The following is a 24,208-nucleotide window of genomic DNA, read 5'->3' on the forward strand; positions in this document are numbered from 1 at the left end:
AGACGGGGACACGCATGACACAGATCCTGATCGTAGAGGACGAGGAGAAAATCGCCCGCTTTGTGACGCTCGAGCTGGAGCACGAGGGCTACCAGGTGGAGCACGCCGCCGACGGCCGCACCGCCGTGGACTTGGCGCTGGAGCGCGACTACGATCTGATTCTGCTCGATGTGCTGTTGCCGCAGCTCAACGGCATGGAGGTCTTGCGGCGTGTCCGCAAGCACAAGGATGTGCCGGTGATTATGGTCACCGCGCGCGATGCCGTGATGGACAAGGTGGCCGGGCTCGATGCCGGTGCCGACGACTACTTGACCAAGCCGTTTGCGATTGAGGAGCTGTTCGCACGGATTCGCGTGGCGCTGAAGCGCGCGGAGGCCGTGCGGACGGCTTCGGGCGTTGGCGGCGCCGGCGCTGGGGCGGGCATGGCGGGCGGCGCGGGCGGCGACGCCGCTGCGGTGCCCCCGGTCAGCAGGTCGACCAAGGCTTCCGTCGCGCCCTCCCCCGCCGCGCTCACCGTGGGCTCGGTCGTGCTCGACCCCGACCGCCGCGAAGTCACGGTCGGCGGCTCGCCCATCGCGCTCACGGCCCGCGAGTTCGACGTTCTCGCCCTGCTTATGACACATGCCGAAACCGTGCTCACACGCGAGCGCATCGCGCACGAGGCGCTGGGCTACGAATACGTGGGCGACACCAACAACGTCGACGTGCACATCGCGCACCTGCGTGCCAAGATCGAGGACGCCGGCGGCGCCCGCATCATCCAGACCGTGCGCGGGGTGGGCTATGTCTGCCGTGCGTAACGCCGAAGCCAAGCGTGTCACCTCCATCGCCCGCGCCATCAACTGGAGCTATATATGGCGCCGCCTGATGAGCTACGTCTGGCTCGATCTGCTGCTGATGGTGATTGCGGCGGCGATCCTCGTCTATGGATACAACCAGACGCTGCCCGAAGGCGCGTTTACCGCAGGATGGATCCCCAGCGCCGCCGTTCACGGCATGTCGCTGAAGCCCGCGCGCGACTGGGACCTGACAACGCTCACCTATACCGTCGAACTTGCTACCACCAAGACTTTCCCTCTCGCGCAGGACCTCGTCGCGCTATGGCCTCTCTACCTTGTCGTTGTGGGTTGGCAGGTCATCAGCGTGCTCAACATGCTCGGCGGCGCAAGGCACGTGCGTCGCACCATGGCACCGCTCAACGACTTGGCCCTGCGCGTGGACGAACTCGGCCGCATGCAACTCTCCGGCGGCAAGATGGAAACACTGGAGCAGGCCATCGAGCGCGCGAGTGTCGACTCGCCGAGCGTCACCACCGGCGACGCCGACCTGGCAAGCATCGAGGTCGCGCTCAACCGGCTGCTGCGCCAGATGCAAGAGGCCAAGCTGCAGCAGATGCGCTTTGTCAACGATGCAAGCCACGAGCTGCGCACGCCCATCGCGGTGATTCAGGGCTACGTAAACATGCTCGACCGCTGGGGCAAAGACGACCCGGACGTGCTGGCGGAATCCATCGCGTCCCTCAAGGCCGAAAGCGAGCATATGCAGGAGCTCGTGGAGCAGCTGCTGTTTTTGGCACGCGGCGATGCCGGGCGCACGGTCCTGCGGCGTGCGCATACCAACCTGGCCGCACTGGCCGGCGAGGTGTGCGAGGAATCGCAGATGATCGACGCCGCGCACACGTATCGGCTGGCTTTTGACGCTGCATTTGCCAACGATCCGCGCTGCGACGCACCTGTCGACGTGGCGCTTGTGAAGCAGGCTCTGCGCGTGATCGTGCAGAACGCCGCCAAGTATTCGAACGCGGGAACGACCGTCACGTTTGCCATAACTCCCGATACGGGCACGGGCGCGATCGACATAAGTGTTGAGGACGAGGGTATCGGCATGAACCAGGAGTCCGCAGCTCACGCGTTTGAACGGTTCTACCGCGCCGACAACGCACGCGATGCCGGCGCGCAGGGCTCGGGCCTGGGGCTTGCCATTGCTAAGTGGATTGTCGATAGCCATGGCGGCGCCATTGGCGTGACCTCGGTCGAGGGCGTCGGTAGCCGCTTTACGATTCGCCTGCCACGGTAGGAAGCCCCCTCGTGAATCGAGGTCTAATACTTTTCCGGAGAAGTGAACGAGCGTATTTGGACCCCTGAAGCATCCACATTTTTCGACGGGATAATCGCAGGATTCCAGCATCAAAACCGCAGGAAACGGTACCCTCAAAGTGTCGATGCTTCGGGGGTCCAATTCTGCTCGTTCACTTCTCGGGAAAAGTATTAGACCCCGATTTCATGTCCCCTCAAAAGGTCGCCCCCTCGGCAAAAAAAGGGATAGGGCCATGCGGCCCTATCCCCTTTTTTCGTTATAGCAGATTGTGCGCTACTCGCGACACAGGTGCACGGCGAAGCCGGCGAACTCGCGCTTAAAGTACACAAGCTTGGTGCCGCCGTCGGGCAGCAGCACGCGCGACTCCTCGTTGACCTCGAGCCCGTGCTCGGCAAACCACTTCTCGGCAGCATCGATGTCGTTGACGGCAAAGCCTATGTGGCCCTTGGCGCCACGACCGTTCTGCTTCATGATCTCGACCAGCGAGTCGTTAAAGTACGAAATCGGGGTCTCGCTGACGGGCAGGCCCATCATCGTCGAGAACAGCTCCGCGATCTCCAGGGCGTCTGCCGGGTCGGTGGCGTTAATGCCCACATGGGCAACGCGCATGCCAAAGAGCTCGACCGGGTTGGCGTTCTGCTCGTTCATACAGGCAGCGTCTACTGAGCCATGACGTCGAGAACGGCCTTCTCGGCAGCGACGCGGTTCATGCCGGTCATAAAGGGCACGCCGCTCACGTACGGGCAGGTGAGGCCCTCGGGGGCAACGGTGGTGGCGATCAGCAGGTCGGCGCCCTCGTCGCAAGCGTCCTTGGCCTCGGAAATGGCGCACTGCACGATCTCATACTTGCCGGCGTAACCGTTGGCGTCGAGCATGGTGGCGACCTTCTGGGCAACGAGCGTGGAAGTAGCAGCGCCAGCACCGCAAGCCAAAACGATCTTCTTCATAGGTAATGTCTCCCTTCATGGTTTACTTTAGGTAAGTGTACCGCAGCGAGCGATGGCGCTCGGCCTCGATGCACTTTTGTGCCAGTTTGCTTGCACGCTGCGTATAATACATCTAGTAGGTTTTGTCATACCGCTTGTTTTACGAGCGACCGAGGAGCTCAATATGCCCGATTCCCGCACACTCTGGACCGTCGTCGTTGTCATCTGTATCGCCGTGTCGCTGCTCTTTAGCATCAAAAAACGCACCACGTTTAAACGCCTGCAGCGGCTCATGGCCGCCAAACAGTGGGACGAGTTCGATCGTTTGCTCGACGGCAAACTCACCAGCATGCTGTACCCGCGCTACAACCGCGACTACCTGCGCCTGAACTCCTATCTGCTGCGCGAGGACCACGAGCGCGCCGACGAGATGTTTGACCTGCTGCTGGGGCTCAACCTGCCCAAGATGCAGCGCGTCGATCTGGTGATCAAGGCCTTTAACTACTACGTTGGCCAGGAGGACCGCAAAAAGTCCAAGGAGCTGCTGCACGAGATCAAGGGCTTTGAGGGTGGCCAAGCCGAGGCAGTCGCGCACGAATGCCAGCTGATGTACGACACGATGATCCTCAAGCGCCACAACGACATTCCCGAGCTGGAGCGCATGCTCGAGGATGTCGGCAACGACCCGGTCAAGCGCTGCCGACTGGAGTACCTGCTGGCCCTGCAGTACCAAAACAAGGGCGACGAGGCAAAGTTCCAAGAGTTCCTCGAGAAGTCGGGCCAACACTCGATGGCCGTCAACGCGTAACGGACGGCTTGTGCTAGACTTCTAGTCTTACGGGGGCGTGGCGGAATTGGCATACGCAGGAGACTTAAAATCTCTCGCCGCAAGGATTGTGGGTTCGAGTCCCACCGCCCCTACCACGTATTGTTTACGAGCCCGTGTCCCTTTGGAATGCGGGCTCGTTTCTTTTGGACACCGTCAAGCCTCTAAGTTGCGGTGGAATAGTTCCTGTTTTGGCAGTTTATCAGCCCATTTAGGAACTATTTCACCGCAACTTATGAGGGGATAGTTAAAGGACGCTGAGGCTGGGGGTCCAGGCGATGGTGGGGGTCGCGCCGTCGAGAACCTCGTTGATGGTGGCGGCCATTCCGGCGAGCAGACTGTTCTCGCTTACAGTGAGCGCGTCGTAGCCGCCGGCTCGCATGAGCTCGCGAATCACCACAGCACCAGCCAGGATCACGCCCGCACGCTTGGGTTGCACGCCTGGCAACGCGGCGATGCCCGCGACATCCAGCGAGGACATGCGCTCGATAGCGGCCGAAACCTGGTCCAGCGAAAGCTCGCGCAGGTGCACAAAACTCGAATCATACGGCTCCAGCTCGTGAACGAGCGCAACGAGCGTGGTGACGGTGCCACCCACCGCGACCAGGCGCTCGGCTCGCTCAAAGTCGACAGGCAAGCTCTTAAAGTAGCCTGCAAACTGCTCGTTTGCCCACGCGCCAGCGGCGGCAAGCTCGCTGCCCGTTGGCGGCAGCGCCGAGAAAAACCGCTCCGTCACGCGGCGACAACCGATGTCCAGCGAGCGCGTTCCCTCCAGCGCAAAGACCCCACGCTCCGGCGCAAAGACGCCCGTCGCGAGCTCCGTGGATCCGCCACCCGAATCGGTAACAATGATGCGCTCGCCGGCAAAGTCGTGCGCCACGCCAAAAAACGTCAGGCGCGCCTCGACCTCGCCCGGAATCACCTGCGGCTCGAGCCCCAGCTCGCGCAGGCCGTCCAGCAGCAGCGCGGCATTGGACGCATCGCGCGCGGCGCTCGTGCACGTGGTGCAGATGCACGCGGCCCCAAAGGCACGGGCCTCGTCCACAAACATTCGGCACGCAGCGAGCACGCGCCCAACGGCCGCCTCGCAAAAGCGCCCCGTTGCGTCCACGCCCTCGCCCAAGTCGGTAATCTCGGTATGCTTGGACGATTCCACGATCGCCCCGTCCTCGACCTGGGCCAGAACCAGTCGCGACGACACCGTTCCCAGGTCAATCGCCGCCACCTTATATCGTTTGCAATTCGTCATTGCGGCCCCCCTCCGGGCGCTACTCGCCATTGGACACGACTGTCTGGCCCTCGACGCCGTTAAATCCAAACAGCATGTCGAGCGTCTGGATGTACCACGGCGCGTCCTTGCCGACCTCTTCGATTTCCTTGGCAACTTCGCTGGCCTTCTTGGCGTTCGACGACTTCTGGCTCGACGAGGCATCGGAATCGTCGTCCAGGCCCTGCACTTCAATCCTCTTCTCGCCGGGCATCACCAGACCCAGGTCCTCGGTCGCCGCGTCCTTAATGCCCTCCTCCGAGAGCAGCTTGTCGACGCTTTTTTGCAGGTCGTCATTATATTGCTCGCGAATCTCGACCTGCTTGGCCAAGATGTCGCTCGAGCGTTTTGCCACATACAGGTCGCGTACGGGGAAGTACAGGCTCACGAGCGCCAGGGCGACGACAATGCCAACAAACAGCCCTCGCTGGGGACCGTGGGTAAAATCATAGATTGCCTTGACCACCGCGTTATCGTTGGCGTAGTGCATAAAGTCCGAGCCCGAAAGACGGCTTGAGGGACGGCGCGGCTTGTCGGACGCCTGGGTCGAAGGGCGCGACGTATGCTTGGAACGCGATGGGCGCACCGGACTGTCCGAGGAACTATTTGGCTGAGCATTGGGATGCGAAGTCGCCGGCGAGCTATACCTGGAGCGATCAGCGCCAGCATAACCAGACCCGCCAAGCTGCACCGAATGCGCACGGCGAGGTGACGGTTCGCGCGAACCGGCGGAATAGTACCTGTTGTCGTAAATCTGATCCATGTGCGCCTTGTGCGGTTGAGGTTTGTTTGCGCTAAGTCCTTTAGTTATAGCACGCGGGCGGACCAGCCGGACGAGCCGTAGGACAAATCCATTACTCGAGCGCGCGTGGTCGCCAACGGGCAAGTCGACGGGGCGCCGCCCTTACGCCCCGCCGACCAACACCGTGTCCTACTCCTCTGCCTTTGCGGCATCCCACAGGTCGTTGAGCCCGTGGGTCGAAAGCTCAGCAAGATCAACATGGGCATCGGCCGCCATCTGCTCCATCGCGGCCCAACGGCGGCGGAACTTTGCCGTGCTGGCACGAAGGGCGCTCTCGGCGTCAATGCCCTCCTTGCGCGCAACGTTGACCAGGGCAAAGAGCAGGTCGCCAAACTCCATCTCGCGCTCGGGCGAGCCGGGTTCCTCGGCCTCAAACTCGGCACGTTCCTCGGCGACCTCGTCCCACACGTCCTGGACCGTATCCCACTCAAAGCCCACGGCAGCCGCCTTGCGCGACACCTTCTGAGCCTGCATCAGCGCCGGCAGATGCGTGGGCACGCCGTCGAGCAGGCCCTCGGGCGCAGCATCGCCCGCCGCCACGGCCTGGTCCTTGGCGGCCTTCTCGGCAAGTTTGACCTCGTCCCAAATCTTGAGCACCTCGTCGGAGTTGTCGGCATCCACATCGCCAAACACGTGCGGATGGCGGCGAATGAGCTTGGCGTCGATATCTCGCGCCACGTCGGCCAGCGTAAACTCGCCGGCGTCCGCCGCGATCTGCGCATGCAGCACGACTTGCATGAGCACATCGCCCAGCTCCTCGCGAAGATGGGCCGCGTCATCCGCCTCGATGCAGTCGAGCGCCTCGTAGGCCTCCTCAATCATGTTCTTGCCAATGCTCTGGTGCGTCTGCTCGCGGTCCCACGGGCAGCCGTCGGGCTGACGCAGGCGCCAGATAGTCTGTACCAGATGTTGTAACTCGGCCGATGCATCGACCAGCGTGGACAGGTCGCGCGAACCTTCGGCATTTTGCTGAGCCATGTGCTCGGCCATGGTTAGTCCTCCTCCATGATCACATGGCGGAACGCGCCGCCCTCGTAGATACCATAGCTGTGCGTGCCGTCCTTGGGGATACTCACGCTGCCGGGATTGAAGAGCCACAGACCCGGGTGCGCGGTGCTTTCCTCGTTGACCTTGACGTGCGTGTGACCGTAGACGAGCGCGGAGCCCTCGGGCAGCGCGGGCGCGTGATCGACGCTGTTGTGCATGCCGGCGCCAAAGACGTGGCCGTGCGTCAGGAACAGCTCGTGGCCGGTCTCGTCGAACAGCGTGGCGTAGTCGGCCATGACGGGAAAGTCGAGAACCATCTGGTCGACCTCGGCGTCGCAGTTGCCGCGCACCGCGATAATGCGGTCGGCCAGGGCGTTGAGCAGCGGAATCACGCGCTTGGGAGCGTAGTCGCGCGGCAGGTCGTTGCGCGGACCATGATAAAGCAGGTCGCCCAGCAGGACGATGCGGTCGGGCTGCTCGGCTTCGATGGCGGCGCAGAGACGCTCGGTCCAATATGCCGAGCCGTGGATGTCAGAAGCGATGAGGTATTTCATGGAGGTCCTTTCGGGGTGGGGTTGACGTGGCCGGGCGCGGAATGTCGCCACCAGCCGCGTTATTCAAATCGCAGTGCCGCACTCTGGGCCGCCTGCATCACGCGTTGGAGCGGCACATTGTGCTCACGGGCAAGGCGGGCGCAGTCTTCGTACTCGGGCGCCGCACGCTCACTGCCGTCGGGCAAGGTGGCCACCTTGACGGAGACCTCGCCCCACGGCGTCGTTACGCGCTCAAAGTAGCGTGGCAGGCAAACGCGCTCCATAACCTGGCGGCGGATGCCATTGGTCGTGGTTTCCAAAAAGATGATCGTCTGCAGGCGCTCGATATCCTCGTGGGTGCAGATTACCTGCAACTGCCAGCCAGGGCGGCCTTTCTTGCAATAGAGGGGCAGCCAGTGCACCTCGCGCGCGCCGGCCTCGCGCAGGCGGTCGGCGGCGTAGGCGAGCACCTCGGGCGACGCGTCGTCGATGTCGCACTCCAGCTTGACGATGGTTTCGGGCGCATCGGTCTCGCGGGACAGCGGAAATGTAGTTCCACGTTGCATACGGTCCGGCTCCTTTCCGCACGGGCTCGTTTTATTCACCCAAACGCTAGCACATCGCGAGCGGCGCAAGTGTGGCGGCGCGCGATGAGCGCGATTTTCCTTGTCTGCAAGAACCGACACTCCACCGCCTCGGCCAAACATGTACATCAGCCTCCAAACCTGTCATTTTTTGTCGGTTTTTGGAGGCTGAGGTCATGATTCGAAGCAAGGCCGATGTCGCGAGCTCGCCCTTATGCGCCGCCCGTCCTTTCCAGTCGATTTCGGCCCCCGGCGCGTACATCGCACTGGGGGCCGCGCCGTTACAATGGAGCAGATTCGCTTGACGTAAAGGAGCCGACATGCCTGCTTGCCCGCTGGTCGATTGCCATACTCACACCTCGTTTTCGGACGGACACGCCTCGTTTGAAGACAACGTCCGCGCCGCTGCTGCGGCCGGTTGCCGCACCATGGTCTCGGCCGATCACCTTACCCTGCCTGCCAGCATGGATGCCACCTGCGAGGTGCAGGTTGTCGAGGGCGACCTGCCGGCGCATCGTCTGGCTTTTGAGGATGCCCGCAAGATTGCCGCGCAGATTGCGCCGGAGCTCGAGCTTGTCTATGGCTTTGAGTGCGATTGGTACGAAGGCTGCGAGCCTTTGGTTGAGCGCTGGTCCCGGGGCGCCGTCGTACGCCTGGGCAGCGTGCATTGGATTGGTAACCCGGGCAATATCATGGCAGGCGCTGCGGGCGCGACGGGGACAGAGGGCGTCGCACGCCCCGATACGCCTGACTCACGCTGCGGCTGGATCGACGACGACACCAACCTGCACGTTTGGGAAAACTTAGGCGTGCGCGGCGTGTGGGAGCGCTATGTCGATGACTGGTGCCGCGCCTGCGAAAGCTCGCTCAACTTTGATGTGATGGCTCACCCCGACCTGGTCATGCGCTTTTCGAAGGAAGGCTTTGCGCCCGACTTTGACCCCGCGCCGTTTTGGCGGCAGATGGCCGAGTGTGCGCACGATACGGGCCGCCGCGTTGAGGTCTCGACGGCCGCACCGCGCAAGGGGCTCGACGACTACTACCCCGTGACCGGCCTTTTGCGCTGCTTTGCCCATGCTGAGGTGCCGATTACTTTTGGCTCGGATGCGCACCGCGCCTGTGATATTTGCTGGCATATCCGCGAGGCCCAAGCCCATGTCTACGACTGCGGCTACCGAACCTTCGACATCCCCCACCCCACCGGCGAATGGGAGTCCATATCCCTCGCCTAGCCATCCTTCATAAGTTGCGGTGAAATAGTTCCTGTTTATAGCCCTAAGACCGTCAAACAAGAACTATTCCACCGCAACTTCCATGGTCATCGGGGATGTTCTTTAACGACTAGTGGCGGCGGGCGTTGAGCTCGCCGGCCAGCTCGTCGAGGGTGATGCCGTAGCGCTCAAGCGTCACGAGCAGGTGGTAGACCAGGTCGCCAGCCTCGTAGCGAATGTGATCGTGGTCGTTATCCTTGCAGGCCATGATCACCTCACTCGCCTCCTCGGCAAGCTTCTTGAGCAGCTCATCCTCGACGTCAGTCAGCAGTCGAGCGGTATAGCTTTCCTGCGGCGACGCATCGCGACGACCGTGAATCACCTCGGCCAGCCCCGTTAGCGTCTCGCCGATATTTCCATCCTGAACATTTGCGGTACGCACACCCATGGTTCAATCCTTTCTGGTTGGCCAAGCGCCTGGTCGAGCGCCCGCCCTACGCGAGTTTCTTAAAGAAGCAGGTACGGTTGCCGGTATGGCAGGCCGGACCCGGCGAGTCGACCTTGACCAGCAGCGTGTCGCTATCGCAGTCAGCCCAGAGTTCGCGAACCTCCTGCATGTTGCCGCTCGTCGCGCCCTTGTTCCAGAGCTCCTGGCGACTGCGGCTCCAAAACCACGTGGTGCCGGTCTTGAGCGTCAGCCCCACCGACTCCTCGTTCATCCAGGCAACCATGAGCACCTCGCCGGTGTCATACTGCTGAACCACACAAGGAATCAGCCCGCGGGCGTCGTACGCAAGCTTTGAAGGATCGGTTATCTCTTCCATTTCTCTCCCCAAATACAAACTTCGCAGGTCGGCGAGGGTTGTCCAGGTGCCCGAGATTCCGAGCGACAAGCCCGACGACGCGTACTTAAGTACGCGAGGAGGGTTGGAGCCGGAAGGTCGGGTGCCTGGGCAAGCCGCAGCGCTAGAAGTCCAACCTGACAGGGATGCCTTGAGAGGCCATATACTCCTTCACCTGGCGAATGCTGAAGGTTCCAAAGTGAAAGACGCTCGCCGCCAGCACGGCGTCGGCCTCGCCCTCGATCACGCCCTCGGCAAAATGCTCGAGCGTGCCCACGCCGCCGCTCGCGATGACGGGGATTGGCACCGCGCGGGCCACGGCGCGGGTGAGCGCCAAATCAAAACCAGCCTTGGTGCCGTCGCGGTCCATGCTGGTGAGCAAGATCTCGCCGGCGCCGCGACGAGCCGCCTCCTCGGCCCACGCCACCGCGTCGATGCCCGTGGCGTTGCGACCTCCTGCGGTAAAGACCTCCCACTTGTCGGCACCGGATGCGCCGGGCAAACCGACGCGCTTGGCATCAATCGCCACGACCACGGCCTGGCTGCCAAACGCCGCGGCGGCCTGGCTAATCAGCGACGGATCGCGCACGGCCGCCGAGTTGAGCGACACCTTGTCGGCACCGGCGGCAACCATGGTGCGCATGCCCGCCAGGTCGCGAAAGCCGCCGCCCACGGTATAGGGAATGGCGAGCTCCTCGGCCGCATGCGCCGCCATCTCGATGGTCGTCGCACGGTTGTCGCTCGTGGCAGTAATGTCCAGGAAGACGACCTCGTCCGCACCCTCGCGGTCGTAGGCGCGGGCCAGTTCCACCGGATCGCCCGCATCGCGCAAGCTCACAAAGTTAACTCCCTTGACCACGCGGCCGTCCTTGACGTCCAGGCAGGGAATTACGCGCTTGGTAAGCATGGGCTACTCCTCCCCTCGGGCGGCGGCCAGCGCCTGGGCCAGCGTAAAATTGCCCTCGTAGAGCGCACGGCCGGTAATGGCGCCTTCAATCGCGCCCTCACCCACCGCGGCCAGTGCGCGGATATCGTCGAGCGTCGAGATGCCGCCCGAAGCCACGACGGGAAAGCCCGCGACCTCGGCCACATGGCGATACGCCGCCACATCGATACCCGTCTGCATGCCATCGCGCGCGATGTCGGTATACACCAGATGCTTAAAGCCCAGCTCGGAAAGCTGCGCCACGGCATCGTCGAGCGCCACACCTGCGCCGTCGCGCCAGCCGTTCACCTTGACCTGACCGTCGCGCGCGGCGATGTCTGCCACCAGCAACTCGCCAAAGCCTTGGGCTGCCACTTCGGCAAAACCCGGCTCGGTCACCAGCACGGTGCCCAGCGCGATACGGCATGCGCCGTAGCCTGCCAACTCGTCGATGCGCGCAAGCGAGCGGACGCCGCCGCCCACGTCCACGGACAGACCGTCGACGCCGCAGATGGCCTTAATCGCCGCCGAGTTGGCAGCACGTGCGCCCTCGTCCTCGCCAAAGGCAGCGGACAGGTCGACGACGTGCACCCAGCTCGCGCCCTGTTCGGCAAACGTGCGGGCAACGGCCACGGGATCGTCGGAATATACCTTGCAGCGGCTGCGGTCACCGCGCTCCAGGCGCACGACCTTGCCGCCGATCAGATCGATTGCGGGAAACAGGATCATCGGCCAACCTCCTCGACGATGCTCACAAAGTTCTTAAGGATGCGCTGACCCAGCGCGGAGGATTTCTCGGGATGGAACTGGCAGCCCCACACGTTGCCATGGCGCACGATGCACGGGAAGCTCCGCGTATAGTGTGTGCGCGCCAGCACATCGGCGGCATCGGCGTCGTCAGCCACCGCGTAGCTGTGGGTGAAGTACATGTTGGCACCCTCGGCAAAACCGGCAAGCAGCGGATCGGCCGCACCGGCGGGCGTCATGTGCACCTGGTCCCAGCCCACGTGCGGCACCTTCAGGCGGCTCGACTCCAAGCGTGTGCACGAACCGCGCATAATGCCCAGGCCATCGACCCAGGGACCGCCAGCCTGCTCGGGGGCGCTGCCGTCGGCGACCGCGCCCTCGTCCGCAGGCACGCCCTCGTTGCCGCGCTCAAAAAATAGCTGAAGGCCCAGGCAGATGCCGAACAGCGGAGTTCCGGCGGCAACGGCGTCGAGCACCGCGTCCGCCTCGCCGCTCTGGCGCATAAAGGCGATCGCGTCATAGAACGCGCCCACGCCCGGGATGACCAGACCGTCGGCGCGGCGGATCTGCTCCGGATCGTCCGACGTGCAGGCGGCGGCACCGGCGCGCACAAGCCCGCGCACGACGCTCGACAAGTTGCCCTTGTGGTAGTCGACCACCACGATCTTCGGTTCGCCCACGCGACCCTCCTTTTTCCCATTCAAATCCTGCCAAAAAGGGACAGGTTTATTTTGGTCGGTTAAACGTTCACCCACCGTATAAGACAGCATTTCCGCAGATAAAACCTGCCAAAATAAACCTGTCCCTTTTTGGCAGGTTACAGCGAGCCCTTGGTGCTGGGGATGCCCTGCACGCGGGGATCGAGCTCGCAGGCGTGGCGCATCGTGCGGCCCACGGCCTTAAAGGCGGCCTCGATAATGTGATGCGAGTTGCCGCCTGCGAGCTCGCGCACGTGCAACGTGAGCTTGGCATCGCGCGCAAAGGCATAGAAGAACTCGACGGCCAGCTCGGTATCGAAGCTGCCCACACGTTCGGTCGGCACGGGCAGCTCGCAGTAGGCCTGGCCGCGACCCGAAATGTCCACGGCGGCCATCATGAGCGTCTCGTCCATGGCAATCGCCGCGTCTGCAAAGCGCGTAATACCCGCCTTGTCGCCCAGCGCTTGGCAAAACGCCTCACCCAGCACAATGCCCGTGTCCTCGACGGTATGGTGCGCGTCGACCTCCACGTCGCCTACTGCATGCACCGTTAAATCAAACAGGCCATGGCGGCCAAAGGCGTTGAGCATGTGGTCGAAAAACGGCACGCCGGTCGAGATATCGCACACGCCGCATCCGTCCAGGTCGAGTTTGACAACAATGTCGGTCTCCCCCGTCTTGCGGGTCACCTCGGCATAACGGCTCATCTACATCTCCTCCTTCACCAGCGCGGCAAACGCAGCCAGCACCTCATCGTTTTCCTGCGGGGTGCCCACGGTAATGCGCAGACAGTCCGCAAGCCCCGGCGCGTAGCTAAAGTCGCGCACCAAAATCGAATACTCGTCGCGCAGGCGCTCACGCACGCGCGTAGCATGCGGCGTGCGCACGAGCACAAAGTTCGCCGCACTCGGCCATGCCTCCACGGGCAGACCCCCGGCAGCCATTGCGCGCAGGGCACACAGTTCGCGCTTGCGCTCGGATGCGACCTGTGCCACCACGGGCGCATACGCATCGCGGGCGCGCACGCAGGCAAGCGCCGCCGCCTGGCTCAGCACGTTGACCGAATAGATCTGGCGAATCGCCGCGAACACGTCGATGACCTCGGGCGCCGCAATCACATAGCCCAGACGCGTGCCGGCGGCGCCAAACGCCTTGGACAGCGTATGCAGGATCACCAGGTTGGGATGCTCGGCGATAAGTCCCTGCGCTGTGGTGACCGCGCCAAACGAAGCGTCGGCGAACTCAACGTAGGCCTCGTCGACCATCACCATGCCGGGGCACGCATCGCACAGGGCCGCGACAAAGTCGAGCGGTGCCACGTCACCCGTGGGGTTATTGGGCGAGGTCACAATGGCCAAGTTGCACTCGGGCGCCGCCGCTAGCACGGCAGCCTGGTCGAGCTCAAAGGTCGCCGGGTCGCGCCACACGTCGCACACCTCGGTCTGACAGAGCGACGCAAAGAACGCATACTCGCTAAAACACGGCGGGCAGTTGAGCAGGGTCCGCCCCGCGCCGCCAAACGCCAGCAGGTAGTTATAGAGCAGCTCGTCGCCGCCGTTGCCCACGCAGATATTCTCGCGCGCCACGCCATGCCAAGCGGCAAGCTCGTCGCGCAGGTCGTTCGACATGGGATCGGGGTAGCGGTTGAGCGGCGTGGCAGCCAGGGCGGCGTCGACCGCCTCGCGCACGCCAGCCGGCACGGGATAGGTGTTCTCGTTGGCCGAAAGGTTGATGCGCGTGGGCGTAAAGTTGGGGTTGTAGGGCTCAATGCCAGCCAAGTAGGGCTGGACGAGCTCCTTCATGCGAGACGTCAGCTCGGCCATATTAGGCCTCCTCGCCGGTCGCGCCAGCGCCATCCGCGCTTGCAGCCGCTAGGTCCACACCCTCGGCGACCGTCGCCACGGCGTCGCCCGGCCAGGCGACCTTGGTCAGGTCGGCCGCGGCCAGAGACTCAGCACTCACGGCACCCTCGCCCTGCTCCAGCACACGGCGACGCAGCGCGGCGGAAAGCGCGTGCGCCCACAGGCCCTCGGCCTCGGCCAGGCGCTGCGTCGCGGGAGCGTCCGAGAGCAGGCCCTCGGGCGTATAGCAAATGACGCTCGAGCGCTTGACGAATTCTTCGACCGAAAGCGGGTTGGAGAACATGGCCGTGCCACCGGTCGGCAGCGTGTGGTTGGGGCCGGCAACATAATCGCCAAGCGACTCGGAGCTCCAAGCGCCCACAAAGATGGCGCCGGCGTTGCGAATGCCGCCGAGCAGGCCCATCGCATCCTTGCAGTGCAGCTCCAGGTGCTCGGGCGCCACGGTGTTCACCGCCTCGACGGCAGCAGCCATATCGGCGGCCACCACGATGGTGCCCTCGTTGTCGAGCGAGGCGCGCGTGATCTCGGCACGCGGGGACTGTGCCACCAAAATGTCGATACCCGCCTCGACCTCGCGCGCAAACTGCTCGTCGCAGGTCACCAGATAGCAGGCTGCTAGCGGATCGTGCTCGGCCTGGGCCATCAGGTCGGCCGCGACCACCATGGGCTTGGCCGTGGCATCTGCCAGCACGCAGACCTCGGAGGGGCCGGCGACCATGTCGATGCCCACGTCGCCCGAGACAATCTGCTTGGCCGCGGCAACAAAGGCGTTGCCCGGACCGGTGATTTTGTCGACGCGAGGAATGGTCTCGGTACCGTACGCCAGCGCGGCCACGGCCTGGGCGCCGCCCACCATATAGATTTCGTCCACGCCGCCGAGCTTTGCCGCGGCGAGCGTGTAGGGGTTGATCAGGCCATCTTTTTGCGGCGGGGTCACCATGACCACGCGCTCGACGCCGGCGACCTTGGCGGGAATGGCATTCATGAGCACCGTGGAGGGATACTGCGCGCGACCGCCCGGCACGTAGATGCCGGCCGCCGCAAGCGGGGTCACCTTAACGCCGAGCATGGTGCCGTCTGCACGCGTGGTAAACCAGCTCTGCTCGACCTCGCGCTGGTGGAACTCGCGAATCTGGCGCGCAGCCTTCTCGAGCGCCGCAACAAAGGCCGGATCGAGGCCCTCGAGCGCGGCATCGATCTGCTCTTGCGGCGGACGGAAGCTCTGCAGCTCTACACCGTCAAAACGCTGACAGTAGTCGCGCACCGCGGCATCGCCGTTGGCGCGCACGTTGGCCACGATATCGCGGGCGGCGTCGACGATGTTTTGCGGCAGCACGCCCTTACGGTTGAGCTGGTTGGTAACGAGACGCTCACCGGGAGCAAGCTTGATAGTCTTCATATCGGTATCCCCTATCGGTCGAGGTTGTGTTCGAAAAACGAGAGGCCGGGCGGCGGCGCCAATCGGCCCGCAGCCCAGACGTTGGGGCGCCCGTGCGTGCTCGCGCTATTGTGCCGAGCCCGCAACGGGCTCAAAATGCTTGTCCTTAACGGCCGCCGCCAAGCGATCTGCCAGATTGCGTACGCGCGGATCTAAGCGAGCGGCACCCGGGTTGACAAAAAAGCGCGCCGTGCAGTCCATAATGCGGCCGGTGATGACCAAATCGTTGTCGCGCAGCGTGGCACCCGTGGCGGTAATATCCACGATGCGATCGGTCATGCCGACAATGGGGCCCAGCTCGATGTTGCCGTGCAGCGAAACGATATCGGCGTTCACACCGCGCTCGGCATACCAGGCACTCGCGATGCGCGGATACTTGGTTGCCACGCGAAGCGACCCGCGGCGGGCATAGTTGCGCTCGGCCTGACCGGCGCGCCACGCGGGCTCTGCCTCGATAAAGGTGCACAGGCCATAGCCCAGATCGACCAGCTGCAGCAGGTTGAGGTCGGCCTCGATGAGCGAGTCCCAGCCGCAGATGCCGCAATCGGCGCCACCGCAGCCCACAAAGGCGGGCGCATCGCTGGGTCGCACGATAACAAACTCGATATCGCCGATCGCGCCCTCACCGGCACGCATGTCGCGACCGCGCACAATCAGGTGACGGCCGGGGTCACGCAACTCAGAGACGTCCAGGCCCGCGGCCTCGAGCACGTCGAGCGTGTCTGCCTTAAGCGAGCCCTTGGGCACGGCAATGCGCAGCGGGCCCTCGGCGCCACGGCCCGCGGCGTGATCGCCGTCGGAAGCGGTTTCCTCTGCCGAGGTACGCGCGGCCTCCAAACGCTCAAGCGAAAAGGCAAAGCCCGCCGCCGGCACCTCGATGCCGTCGCCAAATGCGCCGGTAAAGATGGAGTCGTAGCGTCCGCCCGAACCCACCGGATCGGGCAAGCCACCGGCATAGGCCTTAAAGACCAGGCCCGTGTAGTAATCGAAAGAGTTCATGATGGAGAAATCGAACGACAGCACCTGGGCGTCCTCGGGAGCCAAACCCTCGACCAGGGCACGCAGCTCGCGCGTCGGCGGCGCGACGATACCGGCGGCCTCCAGCAGCGCGTCCACGCGGTCGAGCACCTCGGCACCACCGTGCAGGCGCGGCAGCTCGCTAATGGCGGCCTTGACGGCATCAGACTCGGTGCTGGCAGCCACGCGGGCATCGAGGCCCACAAAGTCGTTGGCATGCACGCAGCGCAGGGCCTCGGCTGCCAGCTCGCGATCCTCGCACGCCGCGAGCAGCTCCTTAAAAGGACGCACGCTACCTGCGATAATACGAGCATCGGGAAGCGCCAGCTTACGCACGGCCTCGGCCACCAGCGAAACAATCTCTACATCGCCCGCGGTATCGCCCGCACCGATAAGCTCAAAGCCCAGCTGCGTAAACTGACGCGAGCCACCGGCATGGCGCTGGCACTCGCGAACCACCGGCGCCTCGTAGCGAAGGCGCAGGGGCAGATCGGCCGCACGCATGCGGGTCGAAACCAGGCGCACGATCGGCAGCGTGTTGTCGGGACGGACCACCAGCAGGCGGCCGTCGTCATCAAAGAGCTTAAACGGCGTGTCCGCAATGAGGCCGCCCTCCTCGAGCGAACCCTTGTCCTCGAGCAGCGGCGTCTCGACCGGAAGGTAATGATGCTCCCTTAAGCAGCCCTTCACCGTATACGCGATCTCCTCGCGTGCCTGAGCCTCCTCGGGCAATATGTCCCGGAATCCCCACGGTGTGGCCGTCATCTGGTGAGCCTCCTCATACTGCGTTTCATATAGAACGAAAGACCGGCATAGCTCCGCCGGTCTTCTGGGTACTTTAGCATACTAGAGTGCTTGCGGGGAGAACCGTCCCCCTCGGCTCACAGCGTATTCATTTGGAAACATTGGAGGAGGCACATCCCGCCCGCCAGCCAAAAACTGGGATGCGGTTTCCGGTTGAGACTTCTGGCGGAAACTGCGCCCCGAAATTACAGTCCAGAACGGGATGCGGTTTCCGGTTGAGGTCTTCAGCGGAAAGTGCGTCCCGGAATTTGGGCTTGGAATGGGATGTACTTTCCGGATGGGACCGCATACGGAAAGTACATCCCATTCTGGAAGCTCATTCCGGGGCAGGCTTTCCGGTTGGGCTTCAAGCGGAAAGCCTGTCCCATTTCTCAGGGAGCGCCAAACTAAAATTCGCCAAACGCCAGCTCGGCGCCCTGTCCCACTTAGGCGCCAATCGCACGACGATACTCTGCCATTACCTGCGCATCGGCAGCTGCGGGGTCGGCAAAATAGCGCCAGTCATAGGTCTCGGCCGAAACAACTCCGCGATAGCCGCGCGCCACCAGCCTATCCAGGTCGGCGCGCATATCGCGGTCGCCGTCACCCCAGGCAAGATGCGTCGTGCCGTTTGCCGCAACATCGACAAAATGCACATGGGCGACATCTTCGCCAAGCAGATCGAAATAATCGTCGATGGTATCCCCCGCCACCGCCATAGCGCCCAAATCCAGACACGCCTTAAGTGCCGGATGATCAACCGCCTCGATCATGCGCTTCGTGTCGGCCGCCGAGTTCACGATCATCGACTCAACCGGCTGTAGGGCCTCGAGCACCAGTCGCACGCCGCGCTCTCCCGCATGCTCGGCAATCGCACGCAGCATCGAGGCGCTGCGACCCCACGCGTCCTCGATCGGTTCGTTCAAAAATGCCCAGCCGCTCGAGACCATGACCTGCTCGGCTCCAAGTTCCGCCGCGATATCCACAACGTTCTTAAAGTACGCGAGCGTGCGGGCACGCGCCTCATTCCCGCGCGCCGCGATATTCCACGGCTTGGGGTTGTTCTGTTCGGGACAAAGCCCCACAATCCGAACCCCATACCGCTGCGACAGCTTTCGCACCTGCTCGAGCGAATCGTATCCATGGCAATCGACATACAGATGCATCGCCCCGGTCCAAAGCTCGCAACACGTGTAGCCCGAGGCCGCTGCCGAAGAAAAGAATTCCTCAAGGTCAAAATAACGATGGCTGATATTCATGACGGCAAGCAGGGGGTAGCTCATAATTACTCTCCAACCTAAACGAGGCCCCGTTCCATATAGGAGCGGGGCCCAATTACACAAACGTTATTTGCTCTTAGTAGTCGAACTGGTGATAGTAGCGGCGATAGTTAAGGTTGTGCTTGGTGACCGTCTCGTAGTAAGCGGCAAGGCGATCGGTAATCAGCGAGGAGAGGATCCACGGGGAGACGATGACGCGGAACTCGTCGTCAAGGCCGGGGATCGCGAACTCGGCGGTGTCGATGATGTTGATGTCGGTGTCGCCGGTCACGCCGCGGTTGAGGAACGCGCGGACGCGCTCGTCGAGCTTGCGGTTCTCGTCCTCGCCCATGAACAGGAACACGGGGACGCCGGGCTCCACGAGCTCGAGGGTGCCGTGGAAGAAGTCGGCCGAGGTGATGTAGCGGGTGCGCTTCCACTGCATCTCCTCGAGGATGCACATCGAGAACAGGATGGTCTCGCCCCACAGGGCGCCGGAGCCGATGAACATGGTGTAGGGGGCCAGGGCGTACTTCTTGGCGAGCTCCTCGGCGCGCGGCTCGAAGCTCTTGCGGATGTCGACCAGGTGGGTCCAAACATCCTTGGTCTGCTCAATAAACTTATCGAACTTGGGGAAGCAGCCGCGGCGGTTGAGCAGGCGCAGGCCGAAGCAGTCGGCGAGGTAGTAGCCCATCTCGCAGCCGCCGTTACCGTGATCGGAAGCCATCTTGACGCAGTTCTCGGCGCCGACAGCCTGGCCGATGGGGCCCTCGGGCTTGGTCATGGCGTAGACGCGAATGCCCTTTTCCTTCATCTTCTTGACGGCCTCGAGGACCTCGGGGGTGGTGCCGGACTCGGAGGCGGTGAGCACGACGGACTTCTCGGTCATGCGCTTGTGGCCCATGACGTTCCACTCGGCGGCGTGGATCAGGTAGACCTCGAGGTCGCGGTCGCCGAACTTGTTCATGAGGTACTCGAGCTGCATGAGCTCGTCCCAGGTGCCGCCGACGCCCATCAGGAACACGGCGTCGTAGCCCTCGTCGGCGACCTTGTCGGCGAGCTCGATCATCTTCTTGCCGGTCTCATAGACGTTCTTGCCGTCCTCGAGATAGCCCTCCTGGCTAAAGTGCATGATCTCGATCTTCTCGGTTTCCTTCATGGCTTTTCCTTTCTGTCCTGCACGCGACTCTATACATCGCGTTTCTTTTCGATACCAATTATAGACATACACCTAAGGTGTTTTTAATACCACTTATCAATCTGTTCCAATCCTCGGTGAACGGTCGAAATTCTCTGGTGAGTGGTATTAAATTAGAATTGAATGTATAGCTAACACCTCTGGCGCCTCCCTTGTGTGACAAAGAACAGCGTTCCTACCAGCGCAATAATGGTCGATGCCCCAAATAGCACCGCTTGGACGCCCAAAGCCTCCGCCAAAAAAGGAGCCGCCAGCAGCGGCAGCACACCGGCGCTCATCAGGCCAAAACGCACAAAGCCGGTAATGCGGCCCAGGTATTTGATGTCAGCGCGCTCCTGAATCAAGATCATCTGCAGCGGTTCCAGGAATCCCCAGGCCAGACCGTTAATCGCCTGACCGATAATCGCGACCCCCAGCATATCGGTGCCCACGTACACCATGGACCCAATGCCCACGGCCATGAGCGCGCCGAGCAGCAATCGCAGGTTGACATGGCGGGCAGAAAGCTTGGTCAGGATGAACGCGCCCACCGAGGAAGTGAGGCCCACGACCGAGGACAGCCAGCCCAGCCAGACGATATCCACGTTGAGCACATCGCGATAGAACAACGACTCCAGCGAATCGAACGCGCCAAACGCAAAGAAGCCCAGAAAGCCCGAGATAAAGATAAGGCGCAGGTCGTGGTCGCGAAACGTAAGTCGCGCGCCCTCGGCCATGCCGCCCAGAATGCCGCCCTTCAGCTTCTCCCCTTTTGCGGGAGCAACACACTCGTGACAGCCCAAGGAGAGCACGGCCGCCACACCCATCATGCCCGCCATGAGCAGATAGACCGATTGCGTGGCAAAACAGCTCACGATGGCACCACCGAGCAGCGGGCCAGCGGTATAGGCGATATTGCTGTAGAACACCATGAGACCGTTCACGCGGGTACGGCCCTCGGTGGTCGACTCCAGGTATCCCGGAAACGCATGCGTACAGGTGTTGATAAAGCCGCCCGCAAGCCCCAAGACGCACGCGGCAAACACAAGCCCGTGGACAGACAACGGCGCCAACCCCACGCCAAGCGATAGCACCGCCGTAATCATGCACGTCACAAACGACGTCCGGCGCGGTCCAAAGCGGTCGATGACCGAGCCCGACACCATATTGCCCGCCGACGTCATAAGATTGCGTACGAGCGTAATGGCAGCAACCAAAAAGGCCGTGCCAGCCAAATCATACGTCGCCGCGCCGATAAGCCCTAAAAAGTAGACCGCGTTGTTGGCGCACCATTGCAGGGACTCAATAAGAATCAGCCTGACCTCTGCCGGCGTCAGGCGCATTGCTTCGCGATCCCTCGCGAACATACGAACTCCTTCTATACAAAAAGGGGATGGAGGGCATAGGCCCGCTCCATCCCCTTACCAGTTTGCAATGACAGTCTATGCAGCCGGGCCCTTACGCCAGCACGCCGAAGAACGCGCCGACGATGCCCACGGCCATGGTGGCCACGATCAGCACCATGGGGTTGATCTTCTTGGACAGCAGCCAGTAGTACAGCCAGAAGGCGAGCATGCCGAGCATGCCGGGCATGATGCCGTCCAGGATGTCCTGGAGGGTCTGGGCGTCCTCGCCCGAGCCGATGGCCACCGGGATGCTGGCCCAGAACATGTCCTTGCACATGGCGCCCACGACCATGACGCCCACGATTCCCACGCAGGTCATGATCTTCTGCATGAGGCCGGTCCTCTGGGCCTCGTCCAGGAAGCCCACGCCCAGCTCGTAGCCCTTGACGGCGCCCCAGACGCGCAGCGCGAAGCCGGGGACGTTGTAGATGAGCAGGAAGGCGATGGGGCCGAAGGGGTTGCCGGCCTGGCACAGGCTGATGCCCACCGCGGCGGCGACCACGCGCAGCGTCGACAGGAAGATGGAGTCGCCGATGCCGGACAGCGGGCCCATGAGGGCGGCCTTGACGTCATTGACGCTCTCGGGCTCGATCTCGCCGCGGGCGACCTTCTCCTCCATGGCCATCGCGATGCCGCCGACGAACGGGGCGAACTGGACGGTGATGTTGAAGAACGCGCAGTGGCGGTGCAGGGCCTCGGCGTAGTCGTCGGGGCGGCCGGCGTAGATCTTCTTGAGCATGTTGGCGACCATCAGGCAGAAGGCGATGTTCATCTGCTTGTAGTAGGTCCAGGAGAACTCCATGCCCAGGGCGCCGACGTTGACGGCGCTCTTGACGAGGTCGGAGCGCGTGATCTTGTTCTCGGGACTAGAAGTCATCGTCCTCATCCCCTTCCGCGGAGAGCTGGGGCTGGGCTCCGCCCAGGCCGAGCAGGTCGAACTTGTCGATGCCGATGATGATGGCGATCAGGGCGACGCCCAGGACGGGCACGTTGGCGTAGGAGCACAGCAGGAAGCCCAGGAAGTAGAAGGGCACGAGCTGCTTGGTGAGCACAAGGCGGCCGAGCATGGCGAAGCCCATGGCAGGCAGGATGTTGGCGGCAACGCCGCAACCGTCGATGATGAAGGGCGGGATGAAGTCGAGCAGGCCCTGGATGGCGTCGGAACCCAAATAGAAGGCGCCGCCGCACAGCAGGAAGTACTCGACGCAGCCCCAGATTCCAATTCCCCAATGAACGGCGTAGATGCCTTTGAGGTTTCCCTTGAGGGCGAACTTGTCTGCCATATCGACAAACACAGGGAACAAGGCATTGGTAATGTTGCCGATCGTCAGTGCAAGGACGGCGATGGGCATGGCGAGCGCGATGGCCGTCTCGGTACCCTGACCGAGCTGAATGGCAAACGCGCAGGCGAGCACGCCGCCGACGGTTTCGTTAGGCGGCACGTAGGCGCCGATGGAGATCGAGCCCATGAACAGCAACTCCAGGCTGGCGCCAACGGCAAGGCCAGTCTGCAGGTCCCCCAGCACCAGGCCCACGAGCGGGCACAGGACGATGGGGCGGAACGCGTAGAGGGTGCCGAGCTGGTAGTCGAGGCATCCAAACGCTCCGACTAAGCCGACGAGTATTGCTTGGACAAGCATAATTCCTCCCAATAAGGAATCTCGAACCGTCGTCACTCCCGTCGCGCGCGTTGTTGATATCAATTCCGGGAGTTCGATTCCACGGCTCGAAGCGTACCTGGTGTGCTGCTAACACCCATGCCAGGCACAAATGATTTGACACCAATTATAGGTATGCAGGTTCTTACTATTTAATACCACTCGCTCAGCGGAGTGTTTTTTACCGTAAACGGCAGACGTATCCCGTCAGGCGCGCTCTTTGTTTCGATGGAGGACAAGCGTCACCAGAAAGCCATCGCCAAAGGCATCGGATGCCAAGTTGGCCATAATCACCAAAACGATAATCGCTGCGCCCAAAAACTCGTTCCAGCGAAAGACCTCGCCAAAGAGGAGCGCCGACCAGCAGGGAGCGAGCACGACCTCACTCATGCAAACCAAGTTGGCCGCAAACGCGTTGGTGCGCGCAATCCCCTTGGCATACAGCACACTCGCAAGGCCGCTGCAAAAAAGGCCATGCACCAGCATAAGCCCCCACTCAAAGGGTTTCACGGATCCTAGGTCGCCGGCAAAATAGACGATCGGAAGTATCGAGATGCCGCAGGAGATGAGCGAGGACACCATAGGCGACGCATCGGGGCGAGAGTTTAAAAAGAAACACAGCCCAAAGGTGGCGCCCGAAATGACGGCAAGCAGATTTCCGAGCATGCCCTCGGCACTCAAATCACCTAAAAAGAAAAGTCCCATACCCGTAAAAGCAACCACCACGGAGGCAATCTTCGCAGGCGAGGGCAACGTGCGAGTTGCGAGCGATTGATACACGATAACGAAAATCATCGAGGTGTACTGCAAAACGATCGCGTTGCCGACCGTCGTGAGCTGGTTGGCAAAGTTAAACGTGGTGCCCGTCACGAAGTTGCAGACGGCCACAAGGACAATAAGACGGCTGACGCGAAAGACGGGCCTGCCGACGAGCAGGATAAAGAGCGCCATAAATATTGCCGTAACGGCACCGATCAAAAGAGCTGACTGCGAATTGGCGCGAACGAGGATGCCGATAAAACTCCACAAGAGCGCCGTGCCAAATAGATACATCGCCCCGCTCACGCCATTATCGGGTGGATTGTCAGATCGAATCACGAAGCACCTCCAGCTAGCTTTCGGTAATAAAAAACGGCGACCGCAATGGGTCGCCGTTTCCCTTG

At 62.5% G+C, this 24,208-nt stretch carries 26 protein-coding genes and 1 tRNA gene; 5 read left to right on the forward strand and 22 right to left on the reverse strand.

What is annotated here, in order from left to right:
• Positions 1-14: 14 nt before the first annotated feature.
• Both ACTQW0_RS05185 and ACTQW0_RS05190 read left to right on the forward strand, forming a co-directional pair.
• The gene (locus ACTQW0_RS05185) at positions 15-800 is read left to right on the forward strand and encodes a response regulator transcription factor (protein WP_441567210.1); all 786 of its coding nucleotides are present in this window, start codon (positions 15-17) and stop codon (positions 798-800) included.
• Positions 784-2,076: a sensor histidine kinase gene (locus ACTQW0_RS05190; RefSeq protein ID WP_441567212.1), complete on the forward strand. Its 1,293-nt coding sequence runs from the start codon at positions 784-786 to the stop codon at positions 2,074-2,076. The genes ACTQW0_RS05185 and ACTQW0_RS05190 overlap by 17 nt, the downstream gene beginning before the upstream one ends.
• A gap of 294 nt (positions 2,077-2,370) precedes the next feature.
• Here ACTQW0_RS05190 and ACTQW0_RS05195 read toward each other — a convergent pair whose 3' ends face one another.
• Complete coding sequence (locus ACTQW0_RS05195) at positions 2,371-2,745, reverse strand: VOC family protein (protein WP_427718886.1); 375 nt, start codon at positions 2,743-2,745, stop codon at positions 2,371-2,373.
• Positions 2,746-2,756: 11 nt separating this feature from the next.
• Positions 2,757-3,044 carry a PTS sugar transporter subunit IIB gene (locus ACTQW0_RS05200; protein WP_055252380.1) on the reverse strand — a complete coding sequence of 96 codons (288 nt, stop codon included), beginning with the start codon at positions 3,042-3,044 and terminating at the stop codon, positions 2,757-2,759.
• 163 nt (positions 3,045-3,207) lie between these two features.
• Between ACTQW0_RS05200 and ACTQW0_RS05205 the strand changes: the two genes are divergently transcribed.
• Together ACTQW0_RS05205 and ACTQW0_RS05210 are read left to right on the forward strand one after the other, a co-directional pair.
• The gene (locus tag ACTQW0_RS05205) at positions 3,208-3,831 is read left to right on the forward strand and encodes a hypothetical protein (RefSeq protein ID WP_427718884.1); all 624 of its coding nucleotides are present in this window, start codon (positions 3,208-3,210) and stop codon (positions 3,829-3,831) included.
• A gap of 31 nt (positions 3,832-3,862) precedes the next feature.
• A tRNA-Leu gene (locus ACTQW0_RS05210) sits at positions 3,863-3,947 on the forward strand.
• A gap of 149 nt (positions 3,948-4,096) precedes the next feature.
• Here ACTQW0_RS05210 and ACTQW0_RS05215 read toward each other — a convergent pair.
• From ACTQW0_RS05215 to larC, 5 genes are all read right to left on the reverse strand, one after another.
• On the reverse strand, positions 4,097-5,098 hold the full coding sequence (locus ACTQW0_RS05215) for a Ppx/GppA phosphatase family protein (RefSeq protein ID WP_441567214.1): 1,002 nt from the start codon (positions 5,096-5,098) through the stop codon (positions 4,097-4,099).
• A gap of 19 nt (positions 5,099-5,117) precedes the next feature.
• Positions 5,118-5,879 carry a hypothetical protein gene (locus ACTQW0_RS05220; protein ID WP_441567216.1) on the reverse strand — a complete coding sequence of 254 codons (762 nt, stop codon included), beginning with the start codon at positions 5,877-5,879 and terminating at the stop codon, positions 5,118-5,120.
• Between the two features lie 168 nt (positions 5,880-6,047).
• The gene (gene mazG / locus ACTQW0_RS05225) at positions 6,048-6,908 is read right to left on the reverse strand and encodes a nucleoside triphosphate pyrophosphohydrolase (protein ID WP_441567217.1); all 861 of its coding nucleotides are present in this window, start codon (positions 6,906-6,908) and stop codon (positions 6,048-6,050) included.
• A gap of 2 nt (positions 6,909-6,910) precedes the next feature.
• On the reverse strand, positions 6,911-7,459 hold the full coding sequence (gene yfcE, locus ACTQW0_RS05230) for a phosphodiesterase (protein ID WP_441567218.1): 549 nt from the start codon (positions 7,457-7,459) through the stop codon (positions 6,911-6,913).
• 59 nt (positions 7,460-7,518) lie between these two features.
• A complete protein-coding gene (gene larC / locus ACTQW0_RS05235) occupies positions 7,519-8,004 on the reverse strand; it encodes a nickel insertion protein (RefSeq protein ID WP_441567219.1) in 486 nt (161 codons plus the stop codon).
• 338 nt (positions 8,005-8,342) lie between these two features.
• On the opposite strand from larC, the gene ACTQW0_RS05240 reads away from it, so the two are divergent.
• Positions 8,343-9,254: a hypothetical protein gene (locus tag ACTQW0_RS05240; protein ID WP_441567220.1), complete on the forward strand. Its 912-nt coding sequence runs from the start codon at positions 8,343-8,345 to the stop codon at positions 9,252-9,254.
• Positions 9,255-9,363: 109 nt separating this feature from the next.
• Here the strand turns inward: ACTQW0_RS05240 and hisE are convergent, their stop codons facing one another.
• From hisE to ACTQW0_RS05315, 15 genes are all read right to left on the reverse strand, one after another.
• Complete coding sequence (hisE, locus tag ACTQW0_RS05245) at positions 9,364-9,681, reverse strand: phosphoribosyl-ATP diphosphatase (protein WP_006235893.1); 318 nt, start codon at positions 9,679-9,681, stop codon at positions 9,364-9,366.
• A gap of 46 nt (positions 9,682-9,727) precedes the next feature.
• The gene (hisI, locus tag ACTQW0_RS05250; RefSeq protein ID WP_154515095.1) at positions 9,728-10,057 is read right to left on the reverse strand and encodes a phosphoribosyl-AMP cyclohydrolase; all 330 of its coding nucleotides are present in this window, start codon (positions 10,055-10,057) and stop codon (positions 9,728-9,730) included.
• A gap of 142 nt (positions 10,058-10,199) precedes the next feature.
• Entirely contained in the window at positions 10,200-10,982 is a 783-nt protein-coding gene (gene hisF / locus ACTQW0_RS05255) for an imidazole glycerol phosphate synthase subunit HisF (protein WP_117769949.1), read from the reverse strand.
• 3 nt (positions 10,983-10,985) lie between these two features.
• Positions 10,986-11,729, reverse strand: coding sequence for a HisA/HisF-related TIM barrel protein (locus ACTQW0_RS05260; RefSeq protein ID WP_427718862.1), 744 nt, complete (start codon positions 11,727-11,729; stop codon positions 10,986-10,988).
• Positions 11,726-12,427 (reverse strand): imidazole glycerol phosphate synthase subunit HisH, encoded by a 702-nt coding sequence (locus ACTQW0_RS05265; RefSeq protein ID WP_441567222.1) that lies wholly within the window; start codon positions 12,425-12,427, stop codon positions 11,726-11,728. The genes ACTQW0_RS05260 and ACTQW0_RS05265 overlap by 4 nt, the downstream gene beginning before the upstream one ends.
• Positions 12,428-12,564: 137 nt before the next feature.
• The gene (hisB, locus tag ACTQW0_RS05270) at positions 12,565-13,152 is read right to left on the reverse strand and encodes an imidazoleglycerol-phosphate dehydratase HisB (RefSeq protein WP_441567224.1); all 588 of its coding nucleotides are present in this window, start codon (positions 13,150-13,152) and stop codon (positions 12,565-12,567) included.
• Positions 13,153-14,268, reverse strand: a complete 1,116-nt coding sequence (hisC, locus tag ACTQW0_RS05275) for a histidinol-phosphate transaminase (RefSeq protein WP_441031376.1) — start codon at positions 14,266-14,268, stop codon at positions 13,153-13,155.
• A 1-nt stretch (position 14,269) separates the two neighbouring features.
• Positions 14,270-15,706 (reverse strand): histidinol dehydrogenase, encoded by a 1,437-nt coding sequence (gene hisD / locus ACTQW0_RS05280; RefSeq protein ID WP_441031378.1) that lies wholly within the window; start codon positions 15,704-15,706, stop codon positions 14,270-14,272.
• Positions 15,707-15,811: 105 nt separating this feature from the next.
• Positions 15,812-17,527, reverse strand: a complete 1,716-nt coding sequence (hisG, locus tag ACTQW0_RS05285) for an ATP phosphoribosyltransferase (protein ID WP_441031380.1) — start codon at positions 17,525-17,527, stop codon at positions 15,812-15,814.
• Between the two features lie 464 nt (positions 17,528-17,991).
• The gene (locus ACTQW0_RS05290; protein ID WP_441031382.1) at positions 17,992-18,828 is read right to left on the reverse strand and encodes a sugar phosphate isomerase/epimerase family protein; all 837 of its coding nucleotides are present in this window, start codon (positions 18,826-18,828) and stop codon (positions 17,992-17,994) included.
• Between the two features lie 73 nt (positions 18,829-18,901).
• Positions 18,902-19,963, reverse strand: coding sequence for an SIS domain-containing protein (locus tag ACTQW0_RS05295; protein WP_441567226.1), 1,062 nt, complete (start codon positions 19,961-19,963; stop codon positions 18,902-18,904).
• 170 nt (positions 19,964-20,133) lie between these two features.
• Positions 20,134-21,348 (reverse strand): MFS transporter, encoded by a 1,215-nt coding sequence (locus tag ACTQW0_RS05300; RefSeq protein WP_441567227.1) that lies wholly within the window; start codon positions 21,346-21,348, stop codon positions 20,134-20,136.
• A gap of 91 nt (positions 21,349-21,439) precedes the next feature.
• Entirely contained in the window at positions 21,440-22,273 is an 834-nt protein-coding gene (locus ACTQW0_RS05305) for a PTS system mannose/fructose/sorbose family transporter subunit IID (protein ID WP_118935483.1), read from the reverse strand.
• Positions 22,254-23,027 (reverse strand): PTS mannose/fructose/sorbose/N-acetylgalactosamine transporter subunit IIC, encoded by a 774-nt coding sequence (locus ACTQW0_RS05310; RefSeq protein ID WP_035137735.1) that lies wholly within the window; start codon positions 23,025-23,027, stop codon positions 22,254-22,256. The genes ACTQW0_RS05305 and ACTQW0_RS05310 overlap by 20 nt, the downstream gene beginning before the upstream one ends.
• Before the next feature lie 225 nt (positions 23,028-23,252).
• Entirely contained in the window at positions 23,253-24,143 is an 891-nt protein-coding gene (locus ACTQW0_RS05315) for a DMT family transporter (protein WP_427719853.1), read from the reverse strand.
• Positions 24,144-24,208: the final 65 nt, after the last annotated feature.

It is taken from the genome of Collinsella sp. LCP19S3_B7 (assembly GCF_052121795.1).
In the GTDB taxonomy this organism is placed as follows: domain Bacteria; phylum Actinomycetota; class Coriobacteriia; order Coriobacteriales; family Coriobacteriaceae; genus Collinsella.